This window comes from Leucobacter chromiireducens, assembly GCF_051993095.1.
In the GTDB taxonomy this organism is placed as follows: Bacteria; Actinomycetota; Actinomycetes; order Actinomycetales; family Microbacteriaceae; genus Leucobacter; species Leucobacter chromiireducens.
This window is the reverse complement of sequence record NZ_CP197024.1, coordinates 1347308-1362595: the sequence shown is the minus strand read 5'-3', so window position 1 is coordinate 1362595 and position 15288 is coordinate 1347308. Positions and strand designations below refer to the sequence as shown.

Here is a 15288-nt window from a genome sequence, read left to right as displayed (position 1 = left end):
GTGATCACCATGAACGCGGCCGTGTTTGTCGGCCCGAACCAGCCCCTTGAACTGCGCGAACTGACAATCTCCGACGAGCCCGGCCCGCAGGAGGTGCTCGTCAAGCTCGCCGCTTCCGGGGTGTGCCACAGCGACCTGCACGCGCTCGACGGCGATTGGGACACCCCCGCCCCGCTCGTGCTGGGCCACGAGGGCGCCGGGATCGTGCAGGCGGTCGGTTCCGAGGTTACCGAGCTTGCCGAGGGCGATCACGTGATCCTCTCGTGGACCCCGTCCTGCCAGAAGTGCGAGTTCTGCGTCTCCGGCCGCCCGGTTCTCTGCCAGCTGGCCAACGAGACCGCGTACCAGCACGTCTTCTTCGACGGGAAGCCCCGTCTGCGCGATGGCGACGAAGATGTGCGCAGCTTCCTCGCGGTCGGCTCGTTCGGTGAGTACGCGATGGTGCCCGCGTCAGCCGCGATTCGCATTCGCAAGGATGCCCCGCTCGCGCAGGCGGCGCTCGTCGGTTGCGCAGTCACCACGGGCATCGGCGCGGTCACGAACACGGCAGGCGTCGAGCCCGGCAGCACCGTGCTCGTCGTGGGCTGCGGCGGCGTCGGCCTGAACGTGGTGCAGGGTGCCCGGCTCGCCGGCGCGAAGCAGATCATCGTCGCCGATGTGAGCCAGGAGAAGCTTGAGCTCGGCCGCACCTTCGGCGCGACGCACGTGATCAACAGCCGTGAGGTCGACCTCGTCGACACGGTTCGCGAGCTCACCGACGGCCGCGGGGTCGACTACGCGTTTGAGGCGATCGGCCTGCCGTTCACCATCGAAGCGTGTTACGAGGCGATCCGCCGTGGCGGCACCGCGGTCGTGGTGGGTCAGGTGGCAGACGGCGTGAAGATCTCGATCGACCCGTTCGTGATGAGCGACCAGGAGAAGAGCCTCATCGGTTCGAACTACGGCTCAAGTCGCCAGTCGATCGACTTCCCGAAGATCATCGACCTGTACATGGAGGGCCGCGTCGATCTCGATTCGATGGTCACCGATCGGATCGCCCTCAACGAGGTGAACGAGGCGTTTGCTGAGATGCGCAAGGGCCGCGGTATTCGTTCGGTGATCGAGTACGGCGCGTAGCCACGGCACACGAACGGCCCCGGGACGCGCAGTGTGCGCCCCGGGGCCGTTCGTCTTTCCGCGCGGCTCAGCCCTGGAACTTGAGAATGCGCTCCAATGCCTCGGCCACAGCGCTCTCGCCGGCCGCGTACGAGAGCCGAACCGCGCGATTCCCCGCAACGGGGTCGAAGTCCGTGCCGGGCACGACGGCAACATCGCCACGCTCGAGCAGGGCACGCGCGTAGCTCGAGGAGTCTCCGAAGCGCTCGAGCTGCGGCCCGAGTTCGGAGTAGTAGTAGAAGGCACCGTCCGACGGAGCAGCGGCACCCCACTCGAGCTGCGGGGCCGCATCAAGAATCAGCGTGCGGGCGCGAGCGAAACCGGAGACGATCGCGTCACGCTCTGCGTAGCTCTCTGGAGTGAATGCGGTGAGCGCGAGCTCCTGCGCGGGCGCGGGGGGTGAGAGGGCAAAGTTCGATGCGAGTGCCTCGACCGGCGCCACGAGCGCCTGCGGCAGGATCGCCCAGCCGAGGCGCCAGCCGGTCATGCCCCAGTACTTCGAGAACGAGTTGATGACCACCGCTTCGGGGTCAAGTTCGCGTAGGGTAACACCGCGCGGGTCGGGCTCCCCCGCCTCGGGGAACGTGATCCCGTGGTAGATCTCATCACTGATGATGCGGACGCTGTGCGCCACGCACCAGTCCACGAGCCCCGTGAGTGCGGCGCGGCCGAGCATGGTTCCGGTCGGGTTGGCTGGAGACGCGAGCACGAGCCCCGCGAGCGGTCCGTGGGCCGCCACCGCTGCAGCGAGCAGCTCAGGCGTGGGCTGGTACCGGGTCTCTGGCCCGGTTGGGATCTCCACCACCTGGACGCCGAGCGCCGTGAGGATGTTGCGATAGGCGGGGTATCCCGGGCTCGCAAGGGCGACACGATCGCCCGGGTCGAACGCCGCAAGGAACACCAGCTGGAACGCCCCCGACGACCCGGTGGTTACCGCGACCGTGCCCGGATCCACGTCAATGCCATACCAGGAGCGGTAGTGACCAGCGATCGCCTCGCGAAGCGGGGTGGTCCCCAGCGGGCCGGTATACCCCGCGGGTTGGAAGGTGCCCGGCGCCGGGCGAGCGCTCGGCTCCCCCGCACAGAGTGACACGATGTCGTGCCCCGCAGCGCGGCGTCGCGCCACCTCGTCGGTGATCTGCATCACTTCAAAGGCAGGAATCTCGGAGCGGGCGGAAACACCCAACTGGGCGCCCACGGGCGACGCGGGCAAGCGCCGGGCGGGCGGAGTCTTCAACGGGCCACCTGGGGTCATCATGCCTCCACGCTATCTTGCATCGCAGGAGAGTCCTGCGACTTCTCACGAGAAGGAACTGCCGCGTCGAGGTGACGCAGGAAAATGATGAGCCACGCGAAGATGATGCCGGCTGCGACAAGCTCGAACGCCGCAAGGTTGTAGTATCCAAGCGGCCAGAAGAGCAGCGCGGAGAACGCGATGCCGATCAGCACGACGTCGGAGAACAGCAGGAACACGCGTGAAAAGCCGTCGAGAATCCAGCGCAGGCCGATGAGCAGCGCGCCGAACACCACCGCCATTCCGGTCGCGAAGGTGTTGTGCACGAGCAGGCTCACATTCACCGGCACGAGTCCCACACCGGCGAGACCAACGCCGACGCCGAGAAACGCCCACTGGACGAGCCGCACGTTTCGGGTGCGGCTCGGCGGCGCGGCAGCCGCCCACACGGTCAAAGAGCCAGCGATCAGCGATCCGAGCGACGCCATGAGCAGACCGCCGACGATGAGCGTCGAGTTGAAGACGATGCTGCTGAGGCTCTCGCCGACCCCTAACTCGCTAAAGTGCAGTCGCCACCACTCCGCATCGCTCGTGCTGAGCATTGCCACGAGCACGCCGCCGGTCATGAACACCGCGAACAGCGTGGACAGTCGCGCGGTGGTGAGGTCGCCGCCCGAGAGCGTGCCCGCGTACCCCGCCGCGGCGCTGAGCAACACGGTGATCATGATGCTCGTGAAGGCGTCCACCTGCAGCCCCATGAAACCGCGCATCAGCACCGAGGTGGTGAGTCCCACCAGCAGAATCGCGATGCCCGCGTGCACGAGCGCAATGGCGAGCGCGTTGACTATGGCCTGCGCTCGGACCGCTGCTGGTCGCCACCCGGGCACGGGCGGAATCGGTGAGCGCAGGTGTTCCACCACCGATGTCACCGCCGCCGCACAGGCTGCGAGCACCAGCCCGACGCTGCCGGGCGAGACCGCACCCCAGAGCGGCACGGGGCCGTGGAATGCGATGAGCCCCGTGACGAGCGCAACGAGTGCCGCAATCAGCGCTGCGGCGAACGCGCGCGTTTCGCGACGCAGCCGCGGCGAATCCTGCACGCTTTCCTCCCCCGGGTACAGCAGCCGGAAGACGGTGTCGAGCGCGCGGTGCGTCCGCGTGGGGGTGACGGAGTTCATGGGCTCAGTGTAGAGCCGGGCTCGCGTCAGATCGCCGCGCCGCGGCTCTTCCCGCCAACGCTTTCGACGCCACCACCCACTGCGTGCGTGGTGCGACTGGCTCGCTCAGTGAGGCGCAGGTAGCCGGACAGCGCCGCGACGCCCTCGGCGCTTCCGGGCAAGCCGTCGCCGAGCCGTTCGGAGGAGACTAGGTGCGCGGCCCACTGTGCCCGGCTGATCGCCACGTTCAGTCGGTTGCGCATCAGGAGAAATTCGAGCCCCCGCGGCACGTCCTCAGCACTCGACGCCGCGAGCGTGACGATAGCGATGGCTGCCTCCATGCCCTGGAACCGGTCGACGGTACCAACGCGTACGCCCCCGAGCCCGGCTGCAGCGAGCGCGTCGGACACGCACTCGACCTGCGCGTTGTACGCGGCAACAACGATGACATCGTGGGCCGTGAGGGAGCGAGCGCGGGCGCCGCCATCGTCAAGTGTCCCTGCGAGCGCCGTGCGCACGAGCTCCACCACGACTTCAGCCTCCTCGACCGAGAACGTCGCGTTCCCGCGATGCGCAACGGGATGCCAGACGAGGCCCTCTGGGCCGGCCCCGGTGACACTGCGCAAGCTCGCGCTCGTGTGCGCGTGGAGGCGCCCCTCGTACGAGAGTTCGGAGACCACCTCCGCGAGAGCCGGGCGCATGCGACGGGTCTCCGCGAGAAAGTACCCCTGCGCGCTGGGAATCGTGTCGTGATTGCCGATCAGCCAGGCGAGCGCGGACGTATCCACGGGCTCGGGGTGGGTCCCCTGCGAGACCTGCGGCAGCTGCTGCGGATCGCCGAGCAGCAGCAGGCGCTGCGCGGAAACGGACGCGGCAATCGTTGGCGCAAGCGAGAACTGGCCGGCCTCATCGATGACCAGGAGGTCAAGGGCACGACGCGGGAAACGCGTGCCATTGCTGAAGTCCCACGCCGTGCCACCCACCACGCAGCCCCGACCGAGCTCGGCGTTGTCGCGCAGAAAGCCCGCGTGCCCGTTTCGCCCAATCACCGTGTACGGCGGCTCAGGCGCGTCAGGTGCAAGCGCGCCGCCCTGCGGCACTTTGCCCACCGCACCCGGGTGCAGGCCAGCAGCGACAACCCCCTCGAGCACGTTCTCGACAACGCGGTGTGATTGCGCAACCACCCCAATGCGCCAGCCGTCTCGTTCCACCAGCTGCCGGATGACGCGAGCAGCGAGGTATGTCTTCCCGGTGCCTGGCGGGCCCTGCACCGCAAGCGCCGATCGGTCTAAGCGGCGGAGACTCGCGATCACCGCCCCGATCGTTCGTGCGTCTTCCTGTCCGCCGCCAGCGCGCAGCGCCTCCTCTGAATCCGGTTGCACTGGCGGCACGCCGCCAGTGAGTCGCGGCGGGTCGCGTCGCAGGAGCCCGACGACCGGGTCGGCATACTCGAGGCCCGATGCGAGCGCATCAGCGTACTCCTGACCCCACTCCTCGATCGCCACGCGCTGCTGCCCCTCGTTCGGCGGCGGCCCGGGAGTCACGGCAACGGGAAGTACCGCATACTCCGCCGCATCACGCGGCAGGGTTTCTGCAACGAGGATGCCCCGCTCGTCTCGCTCAAGCACGCGGGCGAGGCGAGCGGTGCGCTCACCGGGGCCGGTCCGCGGGTCCCGGAAAGGACCGGGCGCGGCGTACACGAGAAACACCTCGCCGCCGGCTTTCGCCGAGCTGCCCGGCGCGAGCTCGCCGCCGAGCCGAAGCGTTCGCCGCTGCACGCGACCGCGTGGTGGGGTGTGCCAGCTTTCCTCGACGCGACTGAGTGCTGGGTCAACCACGAGAACATCGCGAGTATCCGCCCACTCCTCAATCGGCTCGATGAGCCGAGCGAAGTGCTCCCACCAGAACGACTTGCGCTCACGCGCGTGGTAGTCGATCGCGCTGCCGGCAAGCGCCGCCGCGACACGATCTCGCGGATCCGCGGCATGCGTGGCGTGCTGCGTGAGCGCCTCCGCCAGACCGCTCACCTCGAATTCGCGCTCGGAGTCTGGCTCCGGGCGCGGAGCCGGATCGACCCCGTGCTGCCGTGCAATCCCCAGGAGCCAATCGCGCAGCCGAAGCGTCGAAACGCAGTCGTAACGGTTGTAGTCGGCAATCGCTTCCAATCGCGCGGCCCCCACTGCCTTCACCGCCAGGTCTGCGCTCGCAAGCTGCGCGGTCGCGTCTGCATACTCGGTGACCGACTGCGCTGCCGAGGTGACGCCCGCCTCATCGCGCAGCTCCTCACCCATGTAGAGCGGCTCCAACTTCTTGATGGAGTACGAGCGCGAGCCCACAAGCAATGCGCGGCGCACAATCGGGAAGAGGTCGATGAGCACGTCATCCCGCAGCAGCGCGTCGACCTCGGCCTCCCCGACGCCATGGCGGGCCGCGATGCTGAGCAGGTGGGTGCGCTCGTACGACGCGTAGTGGTAGACGCGCATCCCCGGGTACGCGGCACGGCGCTCGGCAAGAAGCGCGAGAAAACGCTCAAGTGCTCGCCGCTCGGCCGTGAGATCGTGCGCCCAGAGCCCCGTGAACTGCTCTGCCGTGTCCACGAAACCGAACAGGTAGTCGATCCCCCAGCGAGCGGATTCGGCGTCCCCCGGCTCGCGATAGAGCGGATCCCCCTCAAAGTCGAAGAACAGGTCCCCGGGATTCGGCGCCGGAATCGCGGCGAGTGCCGCCGGGTCCACGACGCGCACGAGGGGCGGGCCGAGCCTGGGCGCGCCAACCTGCACCTCGGCCTGCGCCGCGAGCTTTGTCAGCGTCGCCGGGCGGATACCAGGTACCGTCGTCTCCCCGGAAACGATGCGCGGCAGCTCCGCTGCGACCGCGTCGATCGTTCGGAATCCGGCGACCCAAAGCGCATCCCGCTGCGTGCCGCGCATCCCGGCGATCAAGAGCGGGTCGCGCGTGCGCTCGATTTCGGGCGCACACACCTCGCACCGACCACAGGCTGCGATCTCGGGGGTGCCCCAGGCGAGCGGCGGCGCGCTGGCCCGTGTGCCATCGGGGCCGGTCTCGCATGCCCGGTCAAGGATGAGCCGATGCAGCCGCGCTCGACGCGCGCGGAAGACCGGCGCGATGTCTGCAACCCGATGGCTCGAGCGAGCCCCATCGCCCAGGATGAGCGTCGCCGTCGGCGCAACCGGCACCCCGATGCGCTCCAGTTGCTCGGCATACGCGGCGAGCTGCATGAGCGCAGAGACGCGGGCCTTTCGCGCGAGCTTCGTGTCTTCCACTTCGAATGCTCCATCAGGGGTGCGGCGCAGGAAGTCGGCGAACCCGACAAAGCCGATCTCGGGCTCACCCGGCCGAGCAGCGCGCTGATCTGGTTCGAAGAAGGTTGCCTGAAAAACAACCTCCGCAGCTCCCAGGAGTGCGGATCGCGTGAGCTCGGCCACCGCGATCAGGTCTGGCTCGGCAACGCTCTTCGGCCGCGGAATTTCCACCACGCCGCCCGACTCTCCGACAGCGCCCGCGCCGAACTCGCTCCGGTACGCATCAAGCGTGCGCTCCTCGTGCGCGTCGCCGAGACGTGCGGCACGGGCCAGCATGGGGTCGTCGTCAGGAGGCACGACAACGTCGCGTCCAAACTTCGCATCAGCCCGACGCAAAAACGCGAACTCGCACGCGCTGGCCGCCGTCAGGTCACTCGCGCTCGTCATAATGCGCTCGCCGCCGTCGCTTCGCTGCTGCAGAAACACGGGACCCCCTTCGTTAATTTGCCCGCGCGGCCGATTCCGCCGTTCAGACGACGGTATCGCGCGCCGCCGACATTCACGCGAATCTCCCGATCCACGGCGCTTTCTCGGCGACACCCACTAGACTGGTGGGCACAGGGCGTGTTCTTCCCGCCCCGCGTCGCTGACGTTCAGCCGCCCGGACTCTGGTCGCGGGCCGCCGGAGCATTCGCGGCGAACGACTGCGCGATCCCGCGCACTCGCCGATTCCCGCAGCCCGCGTCCGCCTCTCGGCATGGCATCCGTCCGCCGCGCGCTGCATCGATGCAGAAAGGTCCCTGTGACCGAGACCACCACCCCCACGTTCGAATCGCTCGGCGTCCCGGCAGCCATTGCTGACGCACTCGCGAAGAACGGAAAGTCCGCGCCGTTCCCGATCCAGCGCGACACCCTCCCCGACACGCTTGCCGGCCGCGACGTGCTCGGCCGCGGCCGCACCGGCTCCGGCAAGACCATCGCCTTTGGCATCCCGCTGGTGGCGAACCTCGCCGAGGATGTCGTGGCGAAGCGTCGCCCCAGCCGTCCGCGCGCTATCGTGCTCGCCCCGACTCGCGAGCTCGTCACGCAGATCGCCGAAACGGTGAAGATGCTCGCCGACCCCGTCGGGGTGAAGGTCACCACCATCTTCGGTGGGATCCCGCAGCGTCGCCAGGAGGTCGCGCTCGAGGGCGGTGTCGATATCGTCGTGGCCGCACCCGGTCGCCTGGACGACCTCATGAAGCAGGGTCTCGTCTCGCTCGACGGCGTCGAGATCACCGTGCTCGACGAGGCCGATCACATGGCCGACATGGGCTTCCTGCCCGTCGTCACGCGAATCCTGAACAAGACCCCGAAGATGGGGCAGCGCCTCCTCTTCAGCGCCACCCTCGACAACGGGGTGGACGCGCTGGTGAAGAAGTACCTGCACAACCCGATTCTGCACTCCGTTGATTCGGCAGAGTCCCCCGTGCCGCAGCTGACGCACCACGTGTTCGAGGTGGCCGGTAAGGACGACAAGGATGCACTCATTGAGGCGCTCGCTTCGGGCACCGCGCGTCGCATCTTCTTCACCCGAATGAAGCACCAGGCGAAGCGTCTCGCAAAGCAGCTCACGTCGCGCGGGATTCCTGCGGTGGAGCTGCAGGGCAACCTCTCGCAGAACGCGCGTGATCGCAACCTTGCCGAGTTTGTCAGCGGTGACGCGAAGGTGCTCGTCGCGACCGACGTTGCCGCCCGCGGTGTGCACGTCGACGGCGTCGAGCTCGTGGTGCACATCGACCCGCCCGTCGAGCACAAGGCGTACCTCCACCGCTCCGGCCGCACGGCACGCGCCGGCAATGAGGGCGACGTGGTCACGCTCGTGCTGCCCGAGCAGCGCGGCGAGATGCGCCAGATCATGCGCGCAGCAAAGATCCGCGTCACGCCGCGTCCGGTCAACCCGAACGCTGCGAGCATTGATCCCGAGGTGCTCGCTCTGATCGGTGAGGTCGCGCCGCGCGTCGACGCTCGCGAGACCGAGCGCCGTCGCGCCGAGGCACAGGCCGCGCAGCAGCGCGCTGCCGGCCACAACCCCTCGGGGCAGGGCAAGTCGACGGGCGCAAACGCAAAGCGGAAGCGTTCACGTGGCGGCCGCGGGCGCGGCGACGGTGCGGCTGCGAGCGGCACCCCCACCCAGGCGGGTGGCGCAGGCCGCGGGCAGCAGTCCGGCGGCGGTCGTGGGCGCGGCGGCCAGGGCGGTCAGGGTCGCGGCGCTCAGTCGCAGGGCGAGCAGGGCGGCCAGCGCCAGGGTGGCCGCGGCCAGCAGGGTCAGGGGCATCAGAGCGCGGGCCGCGGGCAGGGCCAACAGGGCGGCCAGCGCCGTTCGGGCCGGCGCGCACAGGGCGGCGGCCCGGTCTACTCGACGAGCTCCTAACCTCGTCGGAGTGGCGGGGATCCGCGCGGCGCACGCAGCCCGCGGGTTCCCCGCTGATTCCACCTCCGAGAATGCGGCGCGCCGACGCGCGCCAGTTCCACCAAATTTCGCGCCGAACTTCGGCGTTCCGCGATAGCACGCACGGCCGCCGCGGCCATATACTTTTCTGATGGGTATTTACGGGGAGCTGGGCAAGAACCCCGGCGTATTTCGGGTGTTGGTGTCGCAGCTGCTGGCCCGATTCCCGTTTGGGATGCTCTCGATCATCCTGCTGCTGCACATCCAGGTCTCGTACGGTGACTACACCTCGGCCGGCATCGTCCTAGCGACGCAGAGCCTCGGCCAGGCCGTCTCCGGACCACTGAGCAGCCGCCTCATGGGTCGCCTCGGCATGCGCCCCGTGCTCTCGGTCACCTCGGTGATCTGCGCCGTGCTGCTCGTCACGATCGCGTTCGTGCACCTGCCGCTCTTCGTGGTCGCCGGCCTCGCGCTGCTCGTGGGTCTCACCACCCCGCCGATCACGCCCGCGGTGCGCACGATCTACCCGAAGCTCGTGCCGAGCAAGCAGCTCGCGGGCCTCTTCTCACTCGACGCCGCAGCGCAGGAGCTGATCTGGGTGCTCGGCCCGGTCGTCGCCGTGTTCGTCACCTCGCAGTTCGGCACCACCGCCGGCCTGTGTGTGGCGGCTGGCTTTATGGTGTTCGGTGGCGCATGGTTCATCCTCTCGAAGCCGGTCGGCCAGGTGAAGATCCCGCCGTCGAAGCGCGGCTTCGGCGCGGTACTCCGCTACCCCACCGTCATCATCTCGACCATCGTCGGTTTCTTCTTCGTCGCCTCGTTCGCCGCGATTGAGGCAGGCATTGTCGCCGCGTTCTCGAGCGGCGAAGGCGCCGGCCACGGGAGCATGGAGTCAGGCATCGTGCTCGCACTTTTCGCCGGCGGCTCGCTCGTGGGCGGCTTGCTCATGGGTCACCGCGAACTGCGCCCCACCTCGCTCCTGCTGCGCATCCTCGTGGTGCTGGCCGGCACCCTCGCCTGCCTCGTCAGCCTGAACATCTGGTGGCTCGGCGCTGTGCTCTTCCTGGGCGGCCTCGGCACCGCTCCCGCCTTCGCCGCGATTTCGAGCATCGTGAGCTCCACCGTGAAGTTCTCCGAGACTGCCGAGGCCTACGGCTGGGTCGGCACGGGCCAACTCGTCGGCGTGGCCACGGGCTCGGCGCTCGCCGGCATTGCGATCGACGTCGCGGGCGCGCACGGCGCGATCGTGGTGTCCTCGATCCTGCTCGGAATCTGCGCGATCGTCGCGGCCACCACGCTGCGTTGGCTGCCCGACCTGCGCGGTCGCGCAATCGAGTCGCCGCCGGAGACCGGTACCATCACCATCCCGTTGAACTAGCGTCCCTGCGGGGTCGCGCACCGAGGAGGCCGCAGACGATGGGGTACACACGACCCGAGATCCGGAGCCTGGAGTTTCGCGATGCTGCGGGCGCGGTGATCCCGTTTGGGGAGCGCTGGGCGGATCGCGACGACGGGCCGCCCGAGGACGCGTATTCGCGCGAGGAACACCCGGAGCGCTTCGCGCCGCTGCACACCATCGCCGAGGCGCTCATCGCGCATCTCCGCGACGCCTACGATGTGGCGGTTTGGGAGGGCACGGCCTCGTTCTCTGAGCTGCTCAACGCCCCCGGGATCGACGAGTCGACGCGTGCCGTGCGCATCACGCCGCGCGATCCGCACTGCGCGCCGATCACGCTGACCTTCACGGACCTCCCCGGCGTCATGCTCACTTCCGGCTACTACTCGGACACCGCGTTTCCCTCATGCGGCTGCAGCGCCTGCGATGAAACCTGGGAAGAGGAGGGTGCGCGGCTAGAGGACCACGTGCTCGCGATCGTTGCGGGCGGGTTCACGGAGCGGGCATGGCCGTCCCCTTGGCGGGAACTTCGTGCGCCCGACGGGAGCTGGGCGGAGAGCGGCTCTGTTCAGGAGGGCACGGTGCCCGCGGAGCGCCTCGCCACGGCCGAAGCGCGGCTCGCGGAGCTGCGGCGCGCGCACCCTGCGGGAAACTGGCAACCCTGGCCGGTTCGCGTACGCCCGTAATCTCACGAACGGCATGCAGCTTGGGATCCGGAGGCGCGATGCCCGCCCCGGGCCGACCCGCTGCACCGGCCTGACCCGCAGATCAGGCACCGTGCACCGAGAACGGGGCTGGATCCGCGCGGCTGCGCCACACTGGAGTGACCGACGTCACAGCGATCAGTGGAGGGGTGCGTGTCCGCAGACAACACCATGCACATGGCCAACAGCTTCGATCCGCGGGGAGCCAGCGCGCTTGACGTGGCTGACCGAGAGCTTCTCGCGCGGCGCACGCGTGTGCTGGGCGCGCCGTACCGCTTGTTCTACGAGCGCCCCGTGCACGCGGTGCGCGGGGATGGGGTGCTGCTCTACGACGCGGCGGGCCTGGACTACCTCGATGCGTACAACAATGTGCCCGTCGTGGGGCACTCGAATCCGCAGGTGCGGGAGCGGGTCTCGGCACAGCTCGACGTGTTGAACACCCACACCCGATACCTCACTGATGCGGTGGTCGACTACGCGGAGCGCCTCACCGGGCTGTTCGACATTGCCGATGCGCAGGCGGTGTTCGTGTGCACCGGGAGCGAGGCGGTGGATCTCGCGTTGCGCATGGCGCGGCACGTGACCGGGAGGCGCGGAGTCATTGCGACGGCGCATGCCTACCACGGCACCACGGAGGCAGCCGCGGCGATTTCGCCGAGCCTCGGCCCGAACAACCCGATTCCCAGCGAGGTCGAACTTGTCGCCGCACCCGATCTCGCGCGTGAAGACCCTGCGAGTGCGGCGGGCGCGTTTGCCGCTCGAGTCACCGAGGCGATCACCGCGCTGCGTGCGCGGGGGCACGAGCCCGCGGCGTTGATCGTGGACTCCGTCATGTCGAGCGATGGGCTGCAGGGCACCGCCGCTCGGGTGCTCGAACCCGCGGCCGCCGTAGCCGGGGCGGCCGGCGCCCTATACATCGCCGATGAGGTGCAAGCTGGTTTTGGGCGCACGGGTGCGTGGTGGGGCTACCCGAATCAGGGGGTGCGCCCCGACCTCGTGGTGCTCGGCAAGCCGATGGGCAACGGGATCCCGATCGCGGGCGTGATTGGGCGCCCTGACGTGTTCAAGGTGTTCGGCCGCGACGTGCGCTACTTCAATACCTTCGGCGGGAACCCCGTCAGTATCGCCGCGGCGGGCGCCGTGCTCGACGAGCTCGAGAATCGGCGGCTCCTCGCGAGCGCGAGCACGGTGGGCGATCTTCTGCTCCGCGAGTGCACTGCGCTCGCGGGCACACATGGCAGAGTTTCCGCGGTGCGCGGGTCGGGCCTCTTCCTCGCACTCGAGATCGCTGATCCAGCGACGGGGGCTGCCGACGCGGCCCGTGCCGCCGCGATCGTCAATCACATGCGCGAGAACCGCGTACTGATTTCCGCATCCGGGGTCTCAGCGAACGTGCTCAAGGTGCGGCCGCCGCTCGTGTTCGCGGAGTCCGACGCCCCTCGCCTGCTCGACGCGCTCGACGCCGCGCTGGCTGCGCCCCTCGCAGGGTAGCTTCTCCGCCAGAGGGCAGGCTCTCGCGCGATAAACCCTGCCCCGCTGCGGCGAATCTACCCCGCGGGGGTGGCAGGCGCGGCGACGCGCTCTGCCATCCGCGGCGCGGACTCCTCGAGCAGACGCTCGAGCGCGGGCCAGGTTGCGGCCATCCGCGCACGCGCGTACGACGCGTTCTCCCCCACACTCCGCTCGGTCCACGTGCTCGCGTTCACGGCCAACCGGGCGACCGCGAGCGGAAACACCACGTCGAGCTCCGCCTCCGTGAGCGCCGCCCGCTCCAGATAGCCGCCCACCACGTCGCAGAACGCTGCGGCCGGGTCGTCTTGCCGGAGCGTGGCGTACGCGGCAGCGACCGCGAGCTCGGCGACGCGCAGGGTGAACACCGCGTCGTTGAAGTCGACCACCCCGGTAATCCGCAGCGCGTCATCAGCGCCGCGCTCCCCCAGCAGATTGAAGTCGTGCAGGTCCTGGTGCACGGTCGTACGCGGCAGGGCGGGGAGCACGTGCGCGATCGCGTCGAAGCCCGCAAGCGCACGCTCGATCAGCGCACGCTGCACGGGATCAGTCACCGCGGGCATCGTCGCGCGAATCGCGTCGCCCGCACGCTCAATCAGCCAGTGGTGGCCCGGCGACCCGGCTGCGCGGTCGTTCAGCACCGCGAGGCGGTCCACCACCTCGGCGGCAAGGCTCCCCAACTGTCGTCGATACGCGGTGCCCGTCGCCCCGAACTCGGAGACGTCACGACCGCCGATCCACGTGGTCACACGAATGAGCCCAGCCCACGCGCCGCCCAGGGTCACGTGCACACCGGGCTCTCCCGAACGAGCAGGCAGGAGGCGTGGGCTTGCCACCGAGAGCGGGCGCTGCTCGAGCGCGCGCAGTACGGCGTCCTGCCACTCGATCGCCGACCGATCGAGTGGGGCGGGCGACGCTCGCAGAAAACGATGCGCCCCGGTGTGATCGGTCACCCGGTAGTTCAGATCGAGTTCCCCGCCGAGCTGCGTGAAGCGCGCCCCGCGCAGCCCATAGTGCACCTCCAGCACACTAGCGAGCTCCGCCAGCTGGGCTTCGTTCAGGCCTGCAGGGTGGTCAGGGGTGTGTGCCATCGCGGCTCCTTTGCGTGCGTCGCTCACAACTTCGCGTTCGACGCACTATCGCGTCATCACCCATCTGACCATGCTCTGACGCACAGGACCAGATCCCCGCAGCCCCGACATCGTGCCCTAAAGTGTGCAGCATGCACTCACCGTCGCGTCACCCGCAGGTCTCTGCCACCGCGCGCCGCTTGCTCGCGGACGAACTCGAGCATCTCGTCGCTGTCTCTACCGAACGGCTCATCGAGGTTGAGCCTTCGTACCGCTCGCTCGGCGGCGAGACGCTCGCAGAGCAGATGCGCAAGAACCTCTCACTCACCCTCGCACGCATCGCCGGCGATCCCCCGGCGCCCGAGTTTGCCCACGCGGCCGCCGAAACCGGTGAGATTCGCGCCGCGCAGCAGGTGGACTTGCTCGCGGTGTCGCGCTCATTTCGGATCGACCTGCAGCTGCTTTGGGAAGCATTCCTCGATGATGCGCGCCGCGCCGGCCTCGAAACCAACGCCGACTATCTCGCGGGCCTCTTGCAAGTGTGGGAGGCGGTCGAGGCGAACATCAACGAGATGACGGAGGCGTACCGCCGCACAGCCGAGCGCCTCCGACAGCAGCACACCGAGATTCGAACGGCAGCTTTCCAGCGCCTCCTCGACCTGGGCGAGAGCCGAAATCCCGCCGGCGTCGCCAAGCAGCTCACCACACTCGCTTTCGATCCCCGCCGCCCCTTTCTCGTGCTCGTGTCCGATCTTCGCGAGGGCGACTACTCGGCGATCTCGGTGGTGCAGACCCGACTCTCGCGCCACGGTGCGCGAAGCTACTTCGGGTGGCAGCAGCAGTCGCTCGTTGGGCTCATCCAAGTTCCGGCTCGCGACGCGGCCCACCGGGCCGACGACCTTGCGCCGCTCATCGCGGAGCTCGGCGAACACCGCACCGCGCTCGCGGAGGTCCCCACACCGGGGGCGGTCGGACGCGCACTCCACGGCGCGCGGCAGCTCGTCACCACTGCGACGAGCCCCGGGGTGCGCCAGCTCCGCAACCACTGGCTCGAGGCCGTGACCTCCGCCGAACCCGAGATCACCGGAGCGCTCGCCGAGCAGGTGTTCGCAGGATTCGCCGAGCTCAGCGACCACGTGCGCGAGGAGTTAACTCGAGTCATCACCGCGTTCCTCAGCACGAACGGAACGATCACCGAGGTGAGTCAGGCCGCGTTTCGCCACCGCAACACGGTCCGCGCCCGCCTTGCCCAGATCGAGAACCTCACTGGACTCTCACTCGCGCACCCGAGCGACATCGCACTTCTCGCGCTCGCGTTCAGCGCGTGGCGACGGGACAGCACAGTTCACAGCTGACTAGCGGCGTGAGC

Annotated in this window: 10 protein-coding genes; 6 read left to right on the top strand and 4 right to left on the bottom strand. The window is 68.9% G+C overall.

The features are described from left to right. The first annotated feature begins 9 nt into the window (after positions 1-9). Positions 10-1116, top strand: coding sequence for a Zn-dependent alcohol dehydrogenase (locus tag ACR81A_RS06065; RefSeq protein ID WP_237462660.1), 1107 nt, complete (start codon positions 10-12; stop codon positions 1114-1116). Positions 1117-1183: 67 nt separating this feature from the next. Here the strand turns inward: ACR81A_RS06065 and ACR81A_RS06060 are convergent, their stop codons facing one another. The 3 genes from ACR81A_RS06060 to ACR81A_RS06050 are packed head-to-tail and all read right to left on the bottom strand — an operon-like array spanning position 1184 to position 7295. Then, on the bottom strand, positions 1184-2413 hold the full coding sequence (locus ACR81A_RS06060; protein WP_202382080.1) for a pyridoxal phosphate-dependent aminotransferase: 1230 nt from the start codon (positions 2411-2413) through the stop codon (positions 1184-1186). Then, on the bottom strand, positions 2410-3567 hold the full coding sequence (locus ACR81A_RS06055; protein WP_202382079.1) for a hypothetical protein: 1158 nt from the start codon (positions 3565-3567) through the stop codon (positions 2410-2412). Before ACR81A_RS06055 ends, ACR81A_RS06060 begins: the two co-directional genes overlap by 4 nt. Positions 3568-3593: 26 nt before the next feature. Continuing rightward, positions 3594-7295 carry a TM0106 family RecB-like putative nuclease gene (locus tag ACR81A_RS06050; RefSeq protein ID WP_440313009.1) on the bottom strand — a complete coding sequence of 1234 codons (3702 nt, stop codon included), beginning with the start codon at positions 7293-7295 and terminating at the stop codon, positions 3594-3596. Positions 7296-7566: 271 nt separating this feature from the next. On the opposite strand from ACR81A_RS06050, the gene ACR81A_RS06045 reads away from it, so the two are divergent. The 4 genes from ACR81A_RS06045 to ACR81A_RS06030 all read left to right on the top strand — a co-directional run bounded on the left by ACR81A_RS06045 (position 7567) and on the right by ACR81A_RS06030 (position 12831). Next, positions 7567-9222, top strand: a complete 1656-nt coding sequence (locus ACR81A_RS06045) for a DEAD/DEAH box helicase (RefSeq protein ID WP_237462582.1) — start codon at positions 7567-7569, stop codon at positions 9220-9222. 169 nt (positions 9223-9391) lie between these two features. Continuing rightward, positions 9392-10618, top strand: a complete 1227-nt coding sequence (locus tag ACR81A_RS06040) for an MFS transporter (RefSeq protein ID WP_440313008.1) — start codon at positions 9392-9394, stop codon at positions 10616-10618. 38 nt (positions 10619-10656) lie between these two features. Further along, complete coding sequence (locus tag ACR81A_RS06035) at positions 10657-11322, top strand: DUF6226 family protein (RefSeq protein ID WP_202382076.1); 666 nt, start codon at positions 10657-10659, stop codon at positions 11320-11322. A gap of 171 nt (positions 11323-11493) precedes the next feature. Further along, complete coding sequence (locus tag ACR81A_RS06030; RefSeq protein WP_440313007.1) at positions 11494-12831, top strand: aspartate aminotransferase family protein; 1338 nt, start codon at positions 11494-11496, stop codon at positions 12829-12831. A gap of 56 nt (positions 12832-12887) precedes the next feature. Here ACR81A_RS06030 and ACR81A_RS06025 read toward each other — a convergent pair whose 3' ends face one another. Further along, the gene (locus ACR81A_RS06025; RefSeq protein ID WP_440313006.1) at positions 12888-13940 is read right to left on the bottom strand and encodes a phosphotransferase; all 1053 of its coding nucleotides are present in this window, start codon (positions 13938-13940) and stop codon (positions 12888-12890) included. A 131-nt stretch (positions 13941-14071) separates the two neighbouring features. Here ACR81A_RS06025 and ACR81A_RS06020 point away from each other — a divergent pair, with 131 nt between their 5' ends. Beyond that, a complete protein-coding gene (locus ACR81A_RS06020; RefSeq protein WP_202382074.1) occupies positions 14072-15274 on the top strand; it encodes a PucR family transcriptional regulator in 1203 nt (400 codons plus the stop codon). Positions 15275-15288: the final 14 nt, after the last annotated feature.